Source organism: Achromobacter sp. ACM01, assembly GCF_014851745.1.
In the GTDB taxonomy this organism is placed as follows: domain Bacteria; phylum Pseudomonadota; class Gammaproteobacteria; order Burkholderiales; family Burkholderiaceae_B; genus Achromobacter; species Achromobacter aegrifaciens.
The window spans coordinates 1,131,039-1,148,486 of the sequence record NZ_JACVAF010000002.1 but is presented as its reverse complement, the minus strand read 5'-3'; the positions used below and the strand labels follow the sequence as shown (position 1 = coordinate 1,148,486).

Sequence of the window (17,448 nt, the reverse complement as noted above, 5' to 3'; positions counted from 1 at the left end):
GGAGCCATCATGACGAACGAACTCTGGCGCTGGAGCGCCGTCGATCTGGCCCAGGCCATCCGCCAGCGGGAAGTTTCCAGCCGGGAGGCCGTGCAGAGCTGCCTGCAGCGGGCGGCACAGCTAAATCCGGTCTTCAATCCGCTTACCGAGATCTGCGCCGACCAGGCACTGAAGGCGGCCGATGCCGCCGACGCCGCGGTGCGCGGGGGCGCGCCGCTGGGCCTCCTGCACGGCGTGCCGGTCACCATCAAGGCCAACGCCGATCTGGCAGGGTCGGCCACGACCAATGGCGTCGTCGCGTACCGGGACCTCATTGCCAGCGAGAACAATCCCGCCGTCGACAACTGGCTCAAGGCCGGCGCGGTCGTGATCGGCCGCAGCAACGTTCCGGCATTCTCCTGGCGCTGGTTTTCGGACAACGACCTGCATGGCCGCACCGTCAACCCGTTCGACGCCGCGCGCACGCCGGGCGGCTCCAGCGGCGGCGCGTCCGTCGCCGCCGCCCTGGGCATGGGGCCGCTGGCGCACGGCAGCGACCAGGGTGGATCGATCCGGTATCCGGCCTATGCCTGCGGCGTGGCGGGGCTGCGGCCCTCGCAAGGCCGGGTGCCGGCCTACAACGCCAGCCAGAAATCGGAGCGTCCGGTGGCTTCCCAACTGGCCGCGACCCAGGGCCCCTTGGCGCGGAACATTGCCGACCTGAGACTGGGGCTGGAGGCCATGTCGGCGGGCGATTCCCGCGATCCGTGGTGGGTGCCCGCGCCGCTGGACCTGCGCCAGCCTGGAGATAGCCGGCGGGTGGCGCTGTTCTGCGGCACCTCGGCCCTGAAATCCGATCCCGCTGTGCTGGATGCCTTGCTGCGCGCCGCAAAGTACCTGGAAGACGCGGGCTACATCGTCGAAACAGCAACGCCGCCCAGGTTCGAGGAAGCGGCCGAGCTATGGCGCAGCGTGCTGATGAACGAAGCGTCCGGCTCCATGGGCCGCGAAATCGAGCGTGCAGGCGACGCGGCGATACAGCGCGCCTACCGCAGCATGCTTGCGCACACCTCGCCGCTGGACAAGGACGGCTTTATCCAGGCGCTGGCGCTGCGCACCACGATACTGCGGGAGTGGGGCGCATTCTTCGACCGCTATCCCGTCCTGCTCATGCCGGTGTCGTTCGAGCGTCCATTCCCGATCGACCAGGACCAGCAAGGCGACGCGGCCATGGGCGACATACTGCGCGCGCAGAGCCCGCTGGTCTCGACCGCGATACTGGGCTTGCCTGGCCTGTCGGTCCCTGTCGGCCTGGCGGACGGTGTGCCGATGGGTGTCCATCTGGTGGCGGGGCGGTTCCGCGAAGACCTGTGCCTGGCCGCGGGCGAAGCCATCGAGGCGCGGGCGGGGTGGTCGGTGCTGGATAGGCTCGTGGCCTGAGCGGCGCGGAAGGAAGGGGAAGGGCGGCTATGGAGGCATCCGTGGCGGATGGCCGGGCGCGGATGCCGGGGCCATAAAGCCCTGTCCGCCGCAGGGGCATGACTATATATTGAATACTTCCGATATAAGATTCGATAAATTGCGATACTTCAATATGACGGTCTCCACTTCCAGCTCCGACCCAGCCGCCTCGTTACCGGCCATTGACGCCGACGCCATCCTCAAGGCGTTGGCCAATCCGGTGCGGCGCGACATCCTTGCCTGGCTGAAGACGCCGCACGCGTACTTCGAGGAACGCCCGGGCCATACTTTCGAGCATGGCGTATGCGCGGGCCACATCGACGAACGCTGCGGACTGTCCCAGTCCACCGTGTCCTCGCACCTGGCCGTTCTGCAGCGCGCGGGCCTGATCTCGGCGACCAAGGTGGGGCAGTGGATTTTCTACCGTCGCAACGAAGCCGCCATTGCCGCGTTCCTGCGGCAATTGAACCAGGATATGTAGCCCTGCTACGCCGCCAGCGGCCCCTGATCCGGGGCCAAGGATTTACGCATGAGCCAACTTTTCGAACCCCTGCGCGCAGGCGATCTGACGCTGCGCAACCGTATCGTCATGGCGCCTTTGACGCGCATGCACGCCAGTCCGGGCCGCGTGCCCAACGACCTGATGGTCGAGTACTACACCCAGCGCGCCGGCGCCGGCATGATCCTGACAGAAGCCACGGCCGTCACCCCGCAAGGCGTGGGCTATGCCGATACGCCGGGCCTGTGGACCCCCGAACAGGTCCAGGGCTGGCGCAAGGTCACGTCCGCGGTGCACCGGGCCGGCGGCCTGATCGTGGCGCAGCTCTGGCACGTGGGCCGGATCTCCGACCCCATGTTCCTGGATGGCGAACTGCCCGTGGCGCCCAGCGCCATTGCCGCCCGCGGCCACGTCAGCCACGTGCGTCCGGAGCGCGCCTACGTCACGCCGCGCGCGCTGGAAACGGCCGAGATTCCGGGCGTGGTCGAGGCCTACCGCCACGGCGCGAAGATGGCCATGGAGGCCGGTTTCGACGGCGTGGAAGTGCATGCCGCCAACGGCTATCTGCTGGACCAGTTCCTGCAGGACAGCACCAACCATCGCACTGACGCCTATGGCGGCTCGCTGGAAAACCGCGCGCGGCTGCTGCTGGAAGCGGTGGATGCCTGTATATCGGTGTGGGGCGCGGGCCGCGTGGGCGTGCATCTGTCGCCGCGCGGGGAAATCCACACCATGGGCGATTCCAACCCGGCCGCCACCTTCGGCTATGTGGCGCGTGAACTGGGCAAGCGCGGCATCGCCTTCCTGTGCGTGCGCGAATACGAAGCCGCCGACAGCCTGGGCCCGATGCTCAAGGCCGAATTCGGCGGCACGTACATCGCCAACGAAGGATTCGGCCGCGAGTCCGCCGAGGCCGCCATTGCCGCGGGCCGCGCCGATGCCGTGGCTTTTGGCGTGCAGTACATCGCCAATCCGGACCTGGCGCGCCGCTTCGAACTCAAGGCGCCGCTGAACCGGCCCAACCCGGCCACGTTCTATGCGCCGGGCCCGGGCGGCTACACCGACTATCCGGCCCTGGCCTGACCGGCGGGTCCGGCATTCAGAACACGGCGCGCATCGGATAGGTGAACAAGCCGAAGTGCGCCGCGTTCAGGCCCAGGTGCGCCAGCACCGCAGCGGCCAAGCCGCCGTATTTGTAGGCCAGCCCGTAGGCCGCGCCCGCCAGGCTGGCCAGCAGCATCCATTGCCAGCCGCCTGCGTAATGCGCCAGGCCGAACAGCACGGCCGCGATGATCAACGCCGCCCACGACCCCCAGGCGCGGCCGCGCCACAAGTCCGTCAGCCGCTGTTGCAGATAACCGCGGAACAGCGCCTCCTCGGCCAAGGTCACCAGCAAGGCGTTGTTGATCAGCCAGATCCAGCCCGATTGCGGCCACTTGGGCGCCCAGCCGACCACACCCAGCGCCAGCGCGCAGCCCAGGCAGATGGCGACGGCGCCCGCGCAAGCCAGGAACGCGGACGACAGCGTGGCGCGCGGAGTCAGTCCCGCCATCGGCGGCGTCAGCGCCAGCACGACCCAGAACGCCACCAGCGGCTTGTCCAGGTTCAGGTACATGCCGAAAGGCACGGCGTCCGGACTCAGTGGCGCTGGCGCGATGACCTGCGGGTTGTGAAAGCCCGGCAGCAGGTGCAGGAACAGCAGCGCGGCCAGCGCGATGAAGAGCGCATGGCCGGCGGTGCGCGCCAGCGCGCCCGATGCGGGCCGGACCAGCACGGCGGCCAGGATCAGCAACGCAGGCCAGGCCAGCGCCACGGCGTCTATCGTGCCATCGCTCCAGGCCCAGGCGTAGGCGGCGGCGAGCGGCGCCAGCGCCCAGCGGCGGGTGGCGGGTGGCCACAACATGGCGGCGGCGATGAACAGTGCGGACCAGGGGCTTAGCGCGGACACGGGCGTGGACGGGCGTTGAAAGGGCTGAGTGTAAACGCGCGGCTCTTTGCGGGCCGCACGGCATGCGCGCCGGACCGCTGAGCGCGTGTGCTGACGCCGCGCCGCGAACCCAGGTATCCTGGCGCCTGCCGGATACCTGGGAGCCAGACTATGAAGATGATCGCGTGGTTGATGTTGGCGGCGGCAGTGCTGCCTTTCGTGTCGGCCATCGTGGCCAAGGCGGGCGGAAAGAAGTTCGACAACAATGATCCGCGCGCCTGGCTGGCACGCCAGGATGGTTGGCGCGCGCGTGCCAATGCGGCGCAGACCAATACCTTTGAATCGCTGCCGTTCTTCTACGCGGCGGTACTGTTCGCGCTGTATACCCAGGCGCCGCCCGCGCACGTGGCCACGCTGATGGCCTGCTGGCTGGGCGTGCGGCTGGGCTATCTGGCCATGTACCTGGCGGGCTGGGGCGCGCTGCGTTCGCTGGTGTGGGCCATCAGCGTGGGCTTCATCATCGCGATCCTGTTCGCGGGTGTCTGACGGACGGCGCCATGCGCAAGCGGCGTGTCGCGGCACTGGCGGCCATCGCGCTGCTAGGCTTCATCTACATCAACAACGCTGACTGGGCGGCGCCCGATCCCGGTGCGCGGGTGACGCTGCTCGCGCATCGCGGCATCGCGCAACGCTACGACGCGGCGGGCCTGGAGCGGGACACCTGCACCGCGACCCGCATCGTCGAACCCACCCACGGCTATCTGGAAAACACCATCGCGTCCATGCGCGCGAGCTTCGAGGCCGGCGCGGACATCGTCGAGATCGACGTCCATCCCACCACCGATGGCCAGTTCGCCGTGTTCCACGACTGGACGGTCGATTGCCGCACCGAGGGCCGCGGCGCGACGCGCGAGCACACAATGGCCGAACTCAAGGCGCTGGACGTCGGCTACGGCTATACCGCCGATGGCGGCAAGACCTTTCCGTTCCGCGGGCGCGGCGTGGGCCTGATGCCGACGCTGTCCGAAGTGCTGGAGGCGTTTCCGCGCCAGCGCTTTCTCATCAACGTCAAGAGCCGCGATGCGGAGGAGGGCGCGGCGTTGGCGGCGGTGCTCAACGGCATGCCGCCGGCCAGGCGGGCAGACTTCATGGTGTATGGGGGCGAGGAGCCGGTAGGCCGGTTGCGCCAGTTGGCGCCGGGCGTGCGCACGCTGACGCGCTCGGACCTGAAGTCCTGCCTGTTGCGCTATGCGGCCGCGGGCTGGACCGGCCACGTTCCGCAGGTCTGCCGCGGCATGGCGCTGACGGTGCCGGTGAACGTCGCGCCCTGGTTGTGGGGCTGGCCCGGCCGCTTCCTGGACCGCATGGAGACGGCGGGCAGCAGCGTGTTCCTGCTCGGTCCTTACGCCGGCGAGGGCCATTCCACGGGTATCGACACCCCCGAGGACATACGCCGCGTGCCGGCGGAATACGCGGGCGGGATCTGGACCAACGAAATCGAAGCCGTGGCGCGCGCTTTCAGGCGCGGGCCATGAAAGCCGCTACTTCCATTCGAACACGGCGCGCGCGGTGCCAGAGTTCTGCACCGAGACTTCGCGCTGTTGGGCCTGGCCGTTGTAGGTCGCTGAAATCCTGTAGTTGCCGGCCGGCAGCTTGACCAGCATGTACGGGCCTTCGGCAGTGGTTTGCAGCACGGACTTGCCCTGCGCATCGCTGATGGTGACGGCGACATTGGCGACGTAGTCCGCCTGGCCGCCGCGTTGCGCCGCGAACGTCAGCGCCAGCGGATAGTCCTTGGCTGCAGCCTTCATGGCTTCGGATTCGTCCAGGCCGATGCCGCCGCTGACGTATTGCACCGAACCCTGCTGCTGCACTGCCGGCATGCCTGCCTGGGCGGTGGACAGGACGCCGGCAAAGGCCATGCTGCCCAGCGCCATCGCGGCGGCCATGGTGCAGCGTTCTAAACGCTTGTTCATGAGACTCTCCTGGATAGGACGATCTGCGCGGTGTCGTGCGCGCATGAACATTTCGACCCGCATGCCGGCGCGGAGTTCGCACCCGCGGGTCTCCGATATCAACCGATTGTTTCCGCAGCCTAGGTAAGCGTACCGCGTGCCGCGCTCCAGGAAAATGTCAGCCGGCTTTCGCCGCTGACCGAGCCGTCCGGGGCGAAGCGCCTTTCATCCAGCTGTCCGGCGCCATCATCGCGCAGCGCCAGTACGCTGGAACTGCGCGTGCCATAGTTCGGACTGACGATGAACGGGCTGCTCAATAGCCTTTCGCGATCCAGCGGCAGGCCGGTGGCGGGCAGGTCGGCGTCGTCGGCGGGCTGGCGGTCGGCCAGGGCGGCCATCAGCGCGGGCAGGTCGGGCTGCGGCCCGCTGCGCAGCACGGCCTCGAAAGCCGCCTTGGTGCGCGCCAGCTTGGGCCAGGGCGTGTCCAGCAGATGGTTGGACAGGGCATAGACGCCCGGAGCCAGGCGCCGCGGGCCGCCGTCGCGGTTGCTGAGATACCAGGCTTCGCGCGCATCGCCCACGATCAGGTTGAAGCCGTTGTAGGCCTGGCCGGCGGCATGCACTTGCGCCAGGTAGTCGGCCGGGGAGACCGTGCCGCGCAGATAGTCTTCGACCAGCGCGCCGCGCGAAGGCGCGTTCTCGATCATCCTGCCCGGCTCGCGAAAGTTGGTCACTAGCGCATGGCGTCCGCCGGTCGTCGCGCCCATCCAGCTGCCGCCGGCCAGGCCGTCGCGGCCGGCGTAGACCTCGGGGGCGTCAGGCCATTGCGCGGCGGGCAAGGTGGGGCGTTGATGGAATTCGTCGCGGTTGGCGGCGATCAGGACGGGGATGCCCGGCAGGGCATGCAGGGCCAGTACGGCAAGACACATGGTTCAGACCTGGTTGGCGGGTTTGTCGGGGATGGCTTTGCCTGGCGCGGCCGCGAAATCCGGGCCGGCCAGCGCGGCGCGCAAGGCTTCGATCTGGGCGGCCACGTCGCGCAGCGCGGGGGCGGTCGAGGCGATGGCGGCGGCCGGCATGGCCGCGCCTTGCGCAACGGCGGCGCTCATTTGGTGCAGGCTGGCCGCCAGTTGCGCCAGCTCCGCGGCGCTAGGCGCAGCCTGGTCGGCGGGCAGCGACCAGGCCGTGTCGGAAATGGCGTTGGCCACGCGTTCCAGCGCGACCTCCACCGGCCACCAGGCCAGTGCGCGGCGGCTGACCAGGCGCGGCTCGGACAGCCCGCGCTGCAAGGCGATGCGCAGATCGGACAGGCGTGCGTAGGCGCTGGCGCGCAGGTCGTGGCGGCTGGTGGGATCGGCCTGGAACACCGTGTTCAGGTAGGCGGCCAGCGTGTCCATGGCGGCGGCGACCGCGTTGTCCAGGTTGCCGCGTTCTATCCGTATCCATGGCAGGTAGCCCACCAGCAGCACGATGCCGGCGGCCACGGCCACATCGATCAGGCGCGCCAGCGCGATGGGCCAGCTGCCTGGTTGCAGCGCGCCGATCAGCAGCATCAGGATGGGCAGCAGGATGGCGGAAAACAAGCCGTAGTTGCGCCGCACCGACCAAGGCAGCAGGGACGCCAGCCCCGCCACCGTGAGCAGGCTGACGATGCCGTTGCGGTCCAGCGCCAGCACGGTCGCGCTGATCGCCACGCCCACCACGCTGCCCGCGCAGCTTTGCAGCGCCCGCGCGAACACCGAGCCGAAGTTGGGCTTGAACACCACCACCACGATCAGCGGCACCCAGTAGGAACGCGGCAGCGAGGCCGCCAGCGCCACGGCCTCGGCGGCGATCAGGCACAGGCCCAGCCGCACCAGGTAGCGCAAGGTGGTCGGCCCCGGCCGGTAAGTGCGCGCCAGCACGCGCCAGGGCGTGCGCGGCCGCGCCGGCGGCAGGCCGGCAAAGGCGTCGGCTTCGGACAGCGCGCCGCCGTCCAGCAGGGGCTGCACTTGGGCCAGCGCGTCGGCCAAGGGGGCCATGTCCACGTGGCGCAAGGCCGCGATGTCCTCGCGCGGGTCCGGCGTTGCGTCGTTTTCCACGCGGTCTGCGAGCCGGTTCATGACCCGCGCGCAGTCGCGCGGCAGCACGCGTCCGGCGCGGGCCAGCTCCAGGGCGGTGTTGGTGAGAGGCGTACAGGCTTGCAACTGGGCCGCCAGCCGGGCCAGTCGCGGGGAGGGGCCGGCCGCGCTGCGGCGCGCGGCCAGCACGGTGTCGTAGGCGGTCGTCATGGCCGCTTCCATGTCGCGCCGCGCGCTCATGGTGTGCGAGGTGCCGATGGCGGCGAACATGGCCGCCAGCTTGCGGTAGGCCATGGCGACGGCGGCGCGCTCGGGCGCCGTCGGATGGACCACCCAGCCCGTCAGGGTCAGCGCCAGGCCGAACAGGCCGCCGGCTCCCACCAGCACCGAAGGCAGCCAGGGCGGCAGGGTGGACGTCAGGCTGGCGCCGACGATGACATAGGCGGCGAATTGCAGCGTGGAGACGGCGGCGATGTTGTTGAAGGTGCCGACCAGGCTGGCTGCCAGCACCAGCAGCGTCATGGCGGCGGACGTCCCCAGTCCGTGCCCTGCAATCAGGGTGCCGAGGAAATATCCCAGCGCGCCGCCGAACACGGTGGCGCCAATGGACAGGGCGCGGTTGCGGTATGGGCCGCCGTTGTCCCCGGTGATGGCGGGCAGCGCGCCTAGCGCAACCAGGGCCGCCGCCGCGCTTTGGTCCAGCGCGAGTCCGACCGCCGAAGGCAGGCCGATGGCCAGCGCGGCGCGCAGCGCCACCCAGCGACTGACGGGCGAAGGCTCCATGTGCGCCAGGCTCATCAGCCAACGCATGTTGGCGTTGCGCGCGGCATGTTTCAGCGAGGAACGGAACACGGCGGCCTCGTGGCGCGGCCTGGGGATCAGGCCTTGATCAGCGGCGCCTCGTCGGGCGCGGCCAGCCGGAAGTAGTCTTCCGTATTCAGGAGGATGGAGGCGTCCAGGCGGCCGGCGTTGAATACGATTTCACCATGGCGTTCGCGCAGGCTTGGGTCCACCAGCAGGTGCAGGTCCGGATTGAAAGTGAAGGGCGGAATGGCCCCGATCTCGCAGCCGGTGAGTTCTCGCGCCAGGTCCTGCGACGCCAGCGAGGCCTTCTTGCCGCCGGCCGCGCGGGCGATGGCGTCCAGGTCGGCCTGCTTGTCGGCCGGGAACACCGCCAGCACGTTGCGGCGCTGGTTGGAGGATATCTTGACGCGGCAGACCAGCGCCTTGGCGCCCTGGCTGACCTCGGTGCTGCGGATCGCGGCGACTTCGACGGAGCGGCCAGCCGCGGCGTGTTCAATCAGGCGGTAGCGGGCCTGGTTCTGGGCAAGCAAGGCTTGCAGACGTTCGTAGACTTCCATGTCGGGGCGCGTAGATCGGGATGTGGCGGGGCGCAGGCCGGGAGTCGGCCTCGTACGCCGCATGATACGCCCGCCGCGCGGCGCCGCGGCGGCGCGTACGCTGATCCGGGCCAGCCTCCTCAGATTTCTCCGGTAAAGGCGTAACCCCAGCCCCAGACGGTGCGGATCGGCAATTCCAGGTTCAGGTCCTGGGCCTTGCGGCGCAGGCGGCTGACCAGCACGTCGGTGCGGCGCATCGATTCGTGGCCGCCATGCGAATCGGTGATGGCTGCGTCGGCGCGCGGCAGGCGCTTGTCGGCGGAAGCCGTCAGCTTGAGCAGGAACTCGCGCTCGGCCAGCGTCAGGGCCAGGCGCTTGCCTTGCGGGCTGACCAGCGTCCAGGCCGCATCATGGAATTGCCATTTGCCTGCCGCGTCGCCTGGCGCCGGCTGCGCCGGGCGCGGCTCGGCGTCGACGGCGCGCCGGCCAGGCGCGGGGATGCGCCGCACCAGCGCCTGCAACGCGGCCGCGATTTCCGTTGCGCCCGCGTCAGAGGGCAGGCAGACGTCTGCGCCGCAGTGCAGGCCGAGTATGCGATTTTCGGGCGAGTCGAAGGTGGAGATGGCGACGATGCCCGCGGTGGTGTCCAGGGCGCGCAGGCCAGCCACGGCCATGCAGAGATCGGACAGCTCGGCTTCCATCACCAGCAATGGGGTGCGGCGGGCCTGAAACAGGCGGAACAAGTTATTGGAGTCTTCGCACAACCGGGGCGAGAAGCCCATTTCCGCCAGCGCCGCGCCGCGGTGCGCGCGCACTCCGGGATCGGGAGAGAAGACGATCAGGTCTAGTAGGTCATTCATGAATCGTTGTGATCTGTGCAGCATGAGCGCATGCATGATGCATCGGATACAGCGATTTCCTAAACCCCGCACAACGCCACTTTATTACCCGAATTCTCGGGCAAGGTTACGCAAGGCGCGTCGCGGCACCGTTATGGTGCGTCGGCGGACGTTTCATTCCACCAACCGCCGCCCAACGCCTGCAACAGGGCGGCGGTGTCGGCGTGGCGCGCCGCGTCCGCGGCGGTGCGCGCAATGCGTGTCTGAAGCAGTTGGCGCTGGCTGTCCAGCAGGCTCAGATGGCTGATGCCGCCGGCCTGGTAGCGCCCTTGCGCGATGCGCTCGGCCTGGTCGGCGCGGCGCCAGGCCTCGTCGCTGGCCAGGTAGGCGTCGCCGTCGGTCTGCACCGCGCGCAAGGCGTCGGCGACCTGCCGGAAGCCCTCTAACACTGTTTGACGGTAACCGGCCGCGGCCGCGTCGTAGGCGGCCTCGGCCGAGCGCGTGCGCGCGCGCAGCTCGCCACCATGGAACAGCGGCTGGACCAGGCCCAGGCCCAGGCTCCAGACGTTCAGGCCATCGGACAGGTCGCCCGCGCGGGTGCGTTGCGAGCCGAAGCTGGCTGTCAGGGTGAATTGCGGATACTGGTTGGCGACGGCCACGCCGACATTGGCCGAGGCCTGATGCCAGAGCGCTTCGGCGGCCAGGATGTCGGGCCGCTGGCGGGTCAGGGCCGAGGGCACGCCGGTGGGCACGTCGGCGGGCAGCGTCAGGTCGGCCAGCCGCAAGGGCGCGGACCGCAGCTCGGCCGGCGCCAGCCCGAGGTAGGCGGCCAGCTGGTGCGTGGCCTGCGCCAGCTGGTATTCCAGCGGCGGCAGCGTGGCCCGGGTCTGCGCGACCAGCAGCTCCTGGTTGCGCAGATCGGCCTCGGACACGCCGCCCGCCTGCTGGCGCTGGCGCATGATGTCCTGCTGCCGCTCCTGCGCCGCAAGCAATGCCCGCGTGTCGGCCAGGCGTTCGTTCAGGTCGGCCTGGCGGATGGCGGCAGTGACCACGTTGGCGGCCAGCGACATGCGCGCAGCCTGCAGCTCATGCGCCTGGTAGTTCACCTGCGCGCCCAGGCCTTCCAGCGCGCGGCGATTGCCGCCGAACACGTCCAGCGTGTAGGACACGTCGATGGACGCGTTGTAGAGCGTGAAGGGCGGGGGCTGCTCGGCCACCGGCACGCCGAAGGCTGCTGGGTCCACCTTCTGCCGCGTCACCGACAGGTTGCCGTCGACCTGCGGCAGCATGCGGCCGCCGGTTTCGGCGTTCAGGTCTTCATTGGCCTGGCGCAAGCGGGCGCGCGCCTGCTCCAGCGTGGGGCTGGCCTGCAAGGCCTGCCGGACCAGCTGGTCGAGCGCTTCGGAGCGAAACAGCTGCCACCACTGCGCGGGGATGTCGACGCCGTCCTGCAGGCGTTGCTCGCCGCTGGCGGCTGAGGCATTGCGAGGCGCGGTGTAGGCGTCGACCCGCGGCGGCGCCGGGCGCTCGAAGTCCGGCCCCACGGCGCAGCCCGCGAGCAGCGCGCACAGGACCGGCGCAGCCAGGCGCAAAGGCGCGGCGGCGGACGGGAAGGGCAAGGGCGTGGAGCGGGACATGGCGGTTCAATCCAGGGTGCGGCGGTAGAACTTCACGGCGGCGGTCATGACGACCACGGTAAACACCAGCAGCGGCCAGATGCTGGGCCACAAGTCCCACCAGCCGTTGCCTTTGAGCAGGATGCCGCGGATCAGGCGGTTGAAGTGGGTCAGCGGCAGCAGGTTGCCCAGGTATTGCGCCCACATCGGCATGCCCTGGAACGGGAACATGAAACCGGACAGCAGCATGTTGGGCAGGAAATAGAACATGGTCAGCTGCATGGCCTGCAACTGGTTCTGCGCCAGCGACGACAGGGTGATGCCCACGGTCAGGTTGGCGGCCACGAACACCAGCGCAGACAGGTACACGGCCAACAGCGAACCCTGGAACGGCACGTGGAAGACGAAGTGCGCGGCCAGCAGGATGATGCTGGACTGGATCAGGCCTATCGCGATGTACGGCACTATCTTGCCCGTCATCACTTCGATGGGCAGCACCGGCATCGCCAGCAGGTTTTCCATCGTGCCGCGTTCGCGCTCGCGCGTCATGGCCAGGCCGGTCATCATCACCAGCGTCATGGTCAGGATCACGCCCATCAGGCCCGGCACGGTGTTGTATTGCGAGATCTGCTCTTCGTTGTAGAGCTGGTGCACCAGCACGTCGAAGGGCGGCTGGCCGCCGGCCAGGCTGGCCAGCGGTCCGGTCAGGTCCTTGGTCGCCACGGCCTGCGACAACTGCGTGGCCGCGCCGATGGCCAGTCCGGTCGCCATGGGGTCGGTGGCGTCGGCCTCGATCAGCAGCGCGGGGCGCTCGCCGCGCAGCAGCTTGCGGCTGAAGTCCGGCGGAATGGTCAGGACGAACAGGACGCGCCCTTGCGCCAAGGCCGCGCGGCCCGCTTCTTCATTGTCCAGTTCTTCGATGATGTGGAAGTAGTCGGACGATTTCATCGCCGCGACGAAGCTGCGCGTGAACGGGCTGTGGTCGGCGGCGATGACCGCCGTCGGCATCTGCTTGGGATCCGTGTTGATGGCGTAGCCGAACAGCGCCAGCTGCATGATGGGCAGGCCCACGATCATGCCGAAGGTGATACGGTCGCGGCGCAGCTGCAGGAACTCCTTGAGCACCATGCTCCACCAGCGCGACCAGGAAAAGCCTTGCAGATGGCGCATCATGGCGGGCTCGCGAAGTTGTCGGTGGAGCGTTTCATCAGGTAGATGAAGACATCCTCCAGGCTGGTGGCTATGGGTTCCAGGGTCAGGTCCTGGCCAGCGATGGCGTCCCTGAGCGTGCGTTCCAGTTGTGCTGCGTCGCGGCCGCTGATGTGCAGCGCGGAACCGAAGGCCACGGTCTGGTCCACGCCCGGCGCGTCGCGCAGGCGCTGCGCCAGCGGCACCAGGTTGTGGCCGTGGATGGCCCAGGTGGTCAGGCCCTGCTCGGCGATGACGTCCTCGGCCGTGCCTTGCGTCAGCAACCGGCCGTAGGAGATGTAGGCCAGCTTGTGGCAGCGTTCGGCCTCGTCCATGTAGTGCGTGCTGACCAGCACCGAGATGCCGCGCGCCGCCAGTTCATGCAGCTGCTCCCAGAAGTCGCGCCTTGCGGTCGGGTCCACGCCCGCAGTGGGTTCGTCCAGCAGCAGCAGCTTCGGCTGATGCAGCAGGCAGGCTGCCAGCGCCAGGCGCTGCTTCCAGCCGCCGGACAAGGAACCCGTCAACTGGCCGGCGCGGCTTTGCAGGCCCAGGTCTTCCAGCGCGCGGTCCACCGCCGCGCGCCGTTCGGGCATGCCGTACATGCGCGCCACGAAATCCAGGTTCTCGCGGATGGTCAGGTCGTCCCAGTAGGAGAACTTCTGCGTCATGTAGCCGACGTGCCGCTTGATCTGCGCGCTGTCGCGCAGAATGTCGTAGCCCAGGCAGGTGCCGCTGCCCGAATCCGGCGTCAACAAACCGCACATCAGCCGGATGCTGGTCGTCTTGCCGCTGCCGTTGGGGCCCAGGAAGCCGAAGATCTCGCCTTCGCGCACTTGGAGCGACACGTCGTTGACGACGTGCTTGCTGCCGAAGCGCTTGTTCAGGCCGTGCACGTCGATGACGTATTGCCCGGCGGACGCTTCCTGCGTGGCGGGGGGCGCGCTCATTGCAGCACCGCTTCCACCGGCTGGCCCGGATGCAGCCGCGTGGCGGCTTCGGGCGCTGGCCGCGCCTGCACCATGTAGACCAGCTTGCTGCGGCTTTCGCGGCTGTAGATCACGGGCGGCGTGTACTCGGCCTGGGTCGATATGTAGTCGATGCGCGCGGGGATGGGATCGCCGCAGCCATCGCAGCGCACCGTCGCCTGTTGCCCCACCTTCAGCGCGCCCAACGCCGTTTCCGGAACGAAGAAGCGCACCTTGATGTTGCCCGGCGGCAGCAGGCTGACGACCGGACTGCCGGCAGGCACCCATTCGCCCACGCGGTAGAGCGTGTCGAACACCAGCCCCGCGGCCGGCGCCGCCAGGCGCTTTTGCGCCAGCGTCCACTCCGCCTGGGCCAGCGCGGCGCGGGCCGCATCGACTTGGGCGGCCTGGGCGCGGCGCTGGTCGTCGCGGCCAGGCAGGCGGGCCACTTCCAGCTGGGCCTGCAACTCGCGCACGCGCGCCGCGTCCGATTGCGCCTGTTCGCGGCTGTCGTCCAACTGCGCGCGCGCGATGCCGCCGATGCGGAACTGGTCGGTATCGCGCCGCAGTTGCGCCGCCGAGCGGCGGCTGGCCGCCTCGGCCTGCGCCAGCTGGGCGCGGCTGACGTCCACTTCGGGCGGACGCTTGCCGGTGGCGATGTCTTCTTCCTGGGCCACGGCGGCGGCCAATTGCGCGCTGGCCTGGTCGCGCGCCGCGGCTTCGCGCGTGGCTTCCAGCGCGAAGAGCGGCGCGTCGGCTTGCACCTGCTGGCCGCGCCGCACCGGCAGCTCGGCCAGCCGGCCGGCCTCGGACGACGCCACGTAGACATATTCGCCTTCGGCGTAGCCCTGGAAGAAGGCGCCGTTGTCCTTGCCGCAACCGCCCAGGGCAAGCAAGGCCAGCGCAGAGGCGGGCAGGGGGCGGCGCAAGGCGGGAGGGATGCGCATGGTCAGCGTCCTGGAGTGTCGGGAGTCGGGGCGGACGGCGAGAACAGGCCGCCGGTGAGCATGGCGATGGCGTGGGCCGCGATCGCGCGGGTGTCTATGGCCTGCGGTTGCGCAGCGTCCAGCAGGACGCGCCGCCACAGGCCGGAGGTGGCCAGCGGGAGCAGGGTCAGGCCCAGGACGGACAGAAAGACCAGCCGCGGCTCCACGTCCGGGGTGATGGCGCCCGCGCGCTGGCATTCGGCGATGAGGCCGATGAAGGCCTGCAGGCGCTCGACGGGCAGATGGCGCAGCACGCGTTCGCGCAGCTGGCCGCCTTCATTCACGACCTCGTGCAGCCACAGGGCCGGCAGCCAGGGCCGTTCGACCGCGCTTTGCACCAGCCGGCCCACGACCTCGGCGATGAAGGCGCGCGCGGCAGCGGCGGGGTCCGCTGCGGGAATCTGAGGTTGTGGCAACGGCGACCAGACGTAGCCGATGACCGGCACGATCCGCTCCTGCACGACCGCGTCGATCAACTGGTCGCGGCTCTTGAAGTAGTAATGCACCATCGCCGTGGTGACGCCGGCGCGTTGCGCAATGTGCGTGAGCGTGGTGGCCGCCACGCCCTGGGCCGCGAACAGGCCGGTGGCGGTGTCCAGCAGGTTGGCGCGGGCGGCGGCATTGTCGGGTCGCGGCGGGCGGCCCGGCCGGCGGGAGGGGGTAGAGGGAGCGGAACGCATGCCGCGTATGTTAATTAAATTATTAATTAATTAAAAGAGGGGCGCGCTTCAGGGTTACACGCCGGATGCGCGGGCTTAGATGGTGTAATGGGCCGGTACCCCATCCCGCCATCCGGGTTGTGTGCGCCAGGCCCGGGCGGCTTTCTTGCAGGAGGCTGGACCGTCATGCCCCAATCGTCTTCCATCAACCGCCGCATCGTGCTTGCCGCGCGCCCGCAAGGCGAGCCGGCAGACCGCGATTTCCGCCTGGAAACCGGCGAGGTGCCGCAGCCCGGCCCCGGCCAGGTGCTGTTGCGCACCGTGTACCTGTCGCTCGATCCCTATATGCGCGGCCGCATGAGCGACGCGCCGTCCTATGCCGAACCGGTGCAGGTCGGCGGCGTCATGGTAGGCGGCACGGTGACGCGGGTCGAAGCCTCCAACCATCCCGACTACCGCCCAGGTGAGTGGGTGCTGGCGCAATCCGGCTGGCAAGACTACGCCCTGTCCGATGGCGCCGGCCTGCTGCGGCTGGGTCCCAATCCCGAACACCCGTCCTATTCGCTGGGCGTGCTGGGCATGCCCGGCTTCACCGGCTACATGGGCTTGCTGGACATCGGCCAGCCCAAGGCGGGCGAGACCGTGGTGGTGGCCGCGGCCAGCGGCGCGGTGGGGGCGGTGGTCGGCCAGATCGCCAAGATCCATGGCTGCAAGGTGGTCGGCATCGCGGGCGGCGCGGACAAGTGCCGCTACGCAGTCCAGGAGCTGGGCTTTGACGACTGCCTGGACCACAAGGCGCCCGACCTGCCGGGCCGCCTCGCGCGCGCCGTGCCGCAGGGCATCGACGTGTATTTCGAGAACGTCGGCGGCGCGGTCTTCGACGCGGTGCTGCCGCTCTTGAACCCGCGCGCGCGGATACCGGTCTGCGGCCTGATTTCGGCCTACAACGCCACCAGCCAGCCGCAAGGGCCGGACCGCCTGGGCCTGCTGATGCGCACCATCCTCACCAAGCGCCTCAAGATGCAGGGCTTCATCATCTTCAACGAATACGCGCACCGCTACGGCGAATTCCGCGAGGCGATGGAAGGCTTGATCAAGCAAGGCCGCATCAAGTATCGCGAGGACGTGGTCGATGGACTGGAGAACGCGCCGCGCGGCCTGATCGGGCTGCTCAGGGGTGAAAACGCCGGCAAGCGCATTGTGCGCGTCGGCCCGGACGAAAGGAGCGCCACATGAACATCCTGATCGTGCTGACTTCCCACGACACGCTGGGCAACACCGGCCGCAAGACCGGATTCTGGCTGGAAGAATTCGCTGCGCCGTACTACGCCTTCGTCGACGCGGGCGCCAAGGTCACGCTGGCTTCGCCCGCAGGCGGCCAGCCGCCGCTGGACCCCAAGAGCGACGACCCCGACGCCCAGACCGACGACACGCGGCGCTTTCGCCAGGACAAGGACGCGCAGCGGCAACTGGCCGCCACCTTGCGGCTGGCGCAGGTGCAGGCGGCCGACTACGACGCCGTGTTCTACCCGGGCGGCCACGGCCCCTTGTGGGATCTGGCGGAAGATCCCAATTCGGTCTCGCTGATCGAGACCATGCTGGCGGCGGGCAAGCCCGTTGCGGCCGTATGCCATGCGCCCGGCGTGCTGCGCCACGCCAAGACGGCCGACGGCAAGCCGCTGGTGCAGGGCAGGCAGGTCACCGGCTTTTCCAATGCCGAAGAGGCGGCCGTGCAGTTGAGCGACGTGGTGCCTTTCCTGGTCGAGGACGAGCTGAAGCAGTTGGGCGGGCAGTACAGCAGCGGCCCGGACTGGCAGCCGCACGTGGTCGGCGATGGCTTGCTGGTCACGGGCCAGAATCCTGCATCTTCCGTCGGCGTGGCGCAGGCGCTGCTGGACAGGTTGAAGGATTGAGCGCTGGCGGGCCGGACCCGGTTCCCGCGGGATGCGGGGGCGGGTCCGGCTCTGCTTTGCC

Annotated in this window: 18 protein-coding genes; 7 read left to right on the top strand and 11 right to left on the bottom strand. The window is 69.2% G+C overall.

Features of this window, described 5'->3' with window-relative positions; translation table 11 throughout:
* The first annotated feature begins 9 nt into the window (after positions 1 to 9).
* The 3 genes from IB268_RS13685 (at position 10) to IB268_RS13675 (ending at position 3,022) form a co-directional block, all read left to right on the top strand.
* Positions 10 to 1,419, top strand: coding sequence for an amidase family protein (locus tag IB268_RS13685; RefSeq protein ID WP_175181045.1), 1,410 nt, complete (start codon positions 10 to 12; stop codon positions 1,417 to 1,419).
* Between the two features lie 154 nt (positions 1,420 to 1,573).
* Positions 1,574 to 1,921, top strand: coding sequence for a helix-turn-helix transcriptional regulator (locus IB268_RS13680; protein WP_054453838.1), 348 nt, complete (start codon positions 1,574 to 1,576; stop codon positions 1,919 to 1,921).
* A gap of 48 nt (positions 1,922 to 1,969) precedes the next feature.
* Complete coding sequence (locus IB268_RS13675; RefSeq protein WP_054453840.1) at positions 1,970 to 3,022, top strand: alkene reductase; 1,053 nt, start codon at positions 1,970 to 1,972, stop codon at positions 3,020 to 3,022.
* A gap of 16 nt (positions 3,023 to 3,038) precedes the next feature.
* Here IB268_RS13675 and IB268_RS13670 read toward each other — a convergent pair whose 3' ends face one another.
* Positions 3,039 to 3,887 (bottom strand): lysostaphin resistance A-like protein, encoded by an 849-nt coding sequence (locus IB268_RS13670; RefSeq protein WP_370540018.1) that lies wholly within the window; start codon positions 3,885 to 3,887, stop codon positions 3,039 to 3,041.
* A 150-nt stretch (positions 3,888 to 4,037) separates the two neighbouring features.
* Here IB268_RS13670 and IB268_RS13665 point away from each other — a divergent pair, with 150 nt between their 5' ends.
* Positions 4,038 to 4,412, top strand: a complete 375-nt coding sequence (locus tag IB268_RS13665) for an MAPEG family protein (protein ID WP_175181044.1) — start codon at positions 4,038 to 4,040, stop codon at positions 4,410 to 4,412.
* 11 nt (positions 4,413 to 4,423) lie between these two features.
* On the top strand, positions 4,424 to 5,401 hold the full coding sequence (locus IB268_RS13660) for a glycerophosphodiester phosphodiesterase family protein (protein WP_192354377.1): 978 nt from the start codon (positions 4,424 to 4,426) through the stop codon (positions 5,399 to 5,401).
* A gap of 6 nt (positions 5,402 to 5,407) precedes the next feature.
* Here IB268_RS13660 and IB268_RS13655 read toward each other — a convergent pair whose 3' ends face one another.
* The 10 genes from IB268_RS13655 to IB268_RS13610 form a co-directional block, all read right to left on the bottom strand.
* Complete coding sequence (locus IB268_RS13655) at positions 5,408 to 5,842, bottom strand: carboxypeptidase-like regulatory domain-containing protein (RefSeq protein WP_054453848.1); 435 nt, start codon at positions 5,840 to 5,842, stop codon at positions 5,408 to 5,410.
* A gap of 119 nt (positions 5,843 to 5,961) precedes the next feature.
* Positions 5,962 to 6,750 (bottom strand): NRDE family protein, encoded by a 789-nt coding sequence (locus IB268_RS13650; RefSeq protein WP_119448986.1) that lies wholly within the window; start codon positions 6,748 to 6,750, stop codon positions 5,962 to 5,964.
* Between the two features lie 3 nt (positions 6,751 to 6,753).
* Positions 6,754 to 8,733: an FUSC family protein gene (locus IB268_RS13645; protein ID WP_370540017.1), complete on the bottom strand. Its 1,980-nt coding sequence runs from the start codon at positions 8,731 to 8,733 to the stop codon at positions 6,754 to 6,756.
* Positions 8,734 to 8,759: 26 nt separating this feature from the next.
* Positions 8,760 to 9,242, bottom strand: coding sequence for a YbaK/prolyl-tRNA synthetase associated domain-containing protein (locus IB268_RS13640; RefSeq protein WP_192354376.1), 483 nt, complete (start codon positions 9,240 to 9,242; stop codon positions 8,760 to 8,762).
* A 119-nt stretch (positions 9,243 to 9,361) separates the two neighbouring features.
* On the bottom strand, positions 9,362 to 10,081 hold the full coding sequence (locus IB268_RS13635) for a response regulator transcription factor (protein WP_054454806.1): 720 nt from the start codon (positions 10,079 to 10,081) through the stop codon (positions 9,362 to 9,364).
* 131 nt (positions 10,082 to 10,212) lie between these two features.
* On the bottom strand, positions 10,213 to 11,697 hold the full coding sequence (locus tag IB268_RS13630) for an efflux transporter outer membrane subunit (RefSeq protein WP_175164388.1): 1,485 nt from the start codon (positions 11,695 to 11,697) through the stop codon (positions 10,213 to 10,215).
* 6 nt (positions 11,698 to 11,703) lie between these two features.
* Positions 11,704 to 12,849, bottom strand: coding sequence for an ABC transporter permease (locus IB268_RS13625; RefSeq protein WP_054453857.1), 1,146 nt, complete (start codon positions 12,847 to 12,849; stop codon positions 11,704 to 11,706).
* Entirely contained in the window at positions 12,846 to 13,811 is a 966-nt protein-coding gene (locus IB268_RS13620) for an ABC transporter ATP-binding protein (protein WP_192354375.1), read from the bottom strand. The genes IB268_RS13625 and IB268_RS13620 overlap by 4 nt, the downstream gene beginning before the upstream one ends.
* A complete protein-coding gene (locus IB268_RS13615; RefSeq protein ID WP_192354374.1) occupies positions 13,808 to 14,776 on the bottom strand; it encodes an HlyD family secretion protein in 969 nt (322 codons plus the stop codon). The genes IB268_RS13620 and IB268_RS13615 overlap by 4 nt, the downstream gene beginning before the upstream one ends.
* Before the next feature lie 2 nt (positions 14,777 to 14,778).
* Positions 14,779 to 15,495 carry a TetR/AcrR family transcriptional regulator gene (locus tag IB268_RS13610; protein ID WP_192354373.1) on the bottom strand — a complete coding sequence of 239 codons (717 nt, stop codon included), beginning with the start codon at positions 15,493 to 15,495 and terminating at the stop codon, positions 14,779 to 14,781.
* 165 nt (positions 15,496 to 15,660) lie between these two features.
* On the opposite strand from IB268_RS13610, the gene IB268_RS13605 reads away from it, so the two are divergent.
* Together IB268_RS13605 and IB268_RS13600 are read left to right on the top strand one after the other, a co-directional pair.
* Positions 15,661 to 16,710, top strand: coding sequence for an NADP-dependent oxidoreductase (locus IB268_RS13605; RefSeq protein ID WP_054453869.1), 1,050 nt, complete (start codon positions 15,661 to 15,663; stop codon positions 16,708 to 16,710).
* A complete protein-coding gene (locus IB268_RS13600; RefSeq protein ID WP_119449637.1) occupies positions 16,707 to 17,387 on the top strand; it encodes a type 1 glutamine amidotransferase domain-containing protein in 681 nt (226 codons plus the stop codon). The genes IB268_RS13605 and IB268_RS13600 overlap by 4 nt, the downstream gene beginning before the upstream one ends.
* Positions 17,388 to 17,448 lie beyond the last annotated feature (61 nt).

Bases quoted from the DNA above. Each gene is read 5' to 3' on its own strand.
- IB268_RS13685 (WP_175181045.1), top strand. From the start codon at position 10: ATGACGAACGAACTCTGGCGCTGGAGCGCCGTCGATCTGGCCCAGGCC.
- IB268_RS13680 (WP_054453838.1), top strand. From the start codon at position 1,574: ATGACGGTCTCCACTTCCAGCTCCGACCCAGCCGCCTCGTTACCGGCC.
- IB268_RS13675 (WP_054453840.1), top strand. From the start codon at position 1,970: ATGAGCCAACTTTTCGAACCCCTGCGCGCAGGCGATCTGACGCTGCGC.
- IB268_RS13665 (WP_175181044.1), top strand. From the start codon at position 4,038: ATGAAGATGATCGCGTGGTTGATGTTGGCGGCGGCAGTGCTGCCTTTC.
- IB268_RS13660 (WP_192354377.1), top strand. From the start codon at position 4,424: ATGCGCAAGCGGCGTGTCGCGGCACTGGCGGCCATCGCGCTGCTAGGC.
- IB268_RS13655 (WP_054453848.1), bottom strand. From the start codon at position 5,842: ATGAACAAGCGTTTAGAACGCTGCACCATGGCCGCCGCGATGGCGCTG.
- IB268_RS13650 (WP_119448986.1), bottom strand. From the start codon at position 6,750: ATGTGTCTTGCCGTACTGGCCCTGCATGCCCTGCCGGGCATCCCCGTC.
- IB268_RS13640 (WP_192354376.1), bottom strand. From the start codon at position 9,242: ATGGAAGTCTACGAACGTCTGCAAGCCTTGCTTGCCCAGAACCAGGCC.
- IB268_RS13635 (WP_054454806.1), bottom strand. From the start codon at position 10,081: ATGAATGACCTACTAGACCTGATCGTCTTCTCTCCCGATCCCGGAGTG.
- IB268_RS13630 (WP_175164388.1), bottom strand. From the start codon at position 11,697: ATGTCCCGCTCCACGCCCTTGCCCTTCCCGTCCGCCGCCGCGCCTTTG.
- IB268_RS13625 (WP_054453857.1), bottom strand. From the start codon at position 12,849: ATGATGCGCCATCTGCAAGGCTTTTCCTGGTCGCGCTGGTGGAGCATG.
- IB268_RS13620 (WP_192354375.1), bottom strand. From the start codon at position 13,811: ATGAGCGCGCCCCCCGCCACGCAGGAAGCGTCCGCCGGGCAATACGTC.
- IB268_RS13615 (WP_192354374.1), bottom strand. From the start codon at position 14,776: ATGCGCATCCCTCCCGCCTTGCGCCGCCCCCTGCCCGCCTCTGCGCTG.
- IB268_RS13610 (WP_192354373.1), bottom strand. From the start codon at position 15,495: ATGCGTTCCGCTCCCTCTACCCCCTCCCGCCGGCCGGGCCGCCCGCCG.
- IB268_RS13605 (WP_054453869.1), top strand. From the start codon at position 15,661: ATGCCCCAATCGTCTTCCATCAACCGCCGCATCGTGCTTGCCGCGCGC.
- IB268_RS13600 (WP_119449637.1), top strand. From the start codon at position 16,707: ATGAACATCCTGATCGTGCTGACTTCCCACGACACGCTGGGCAACACC.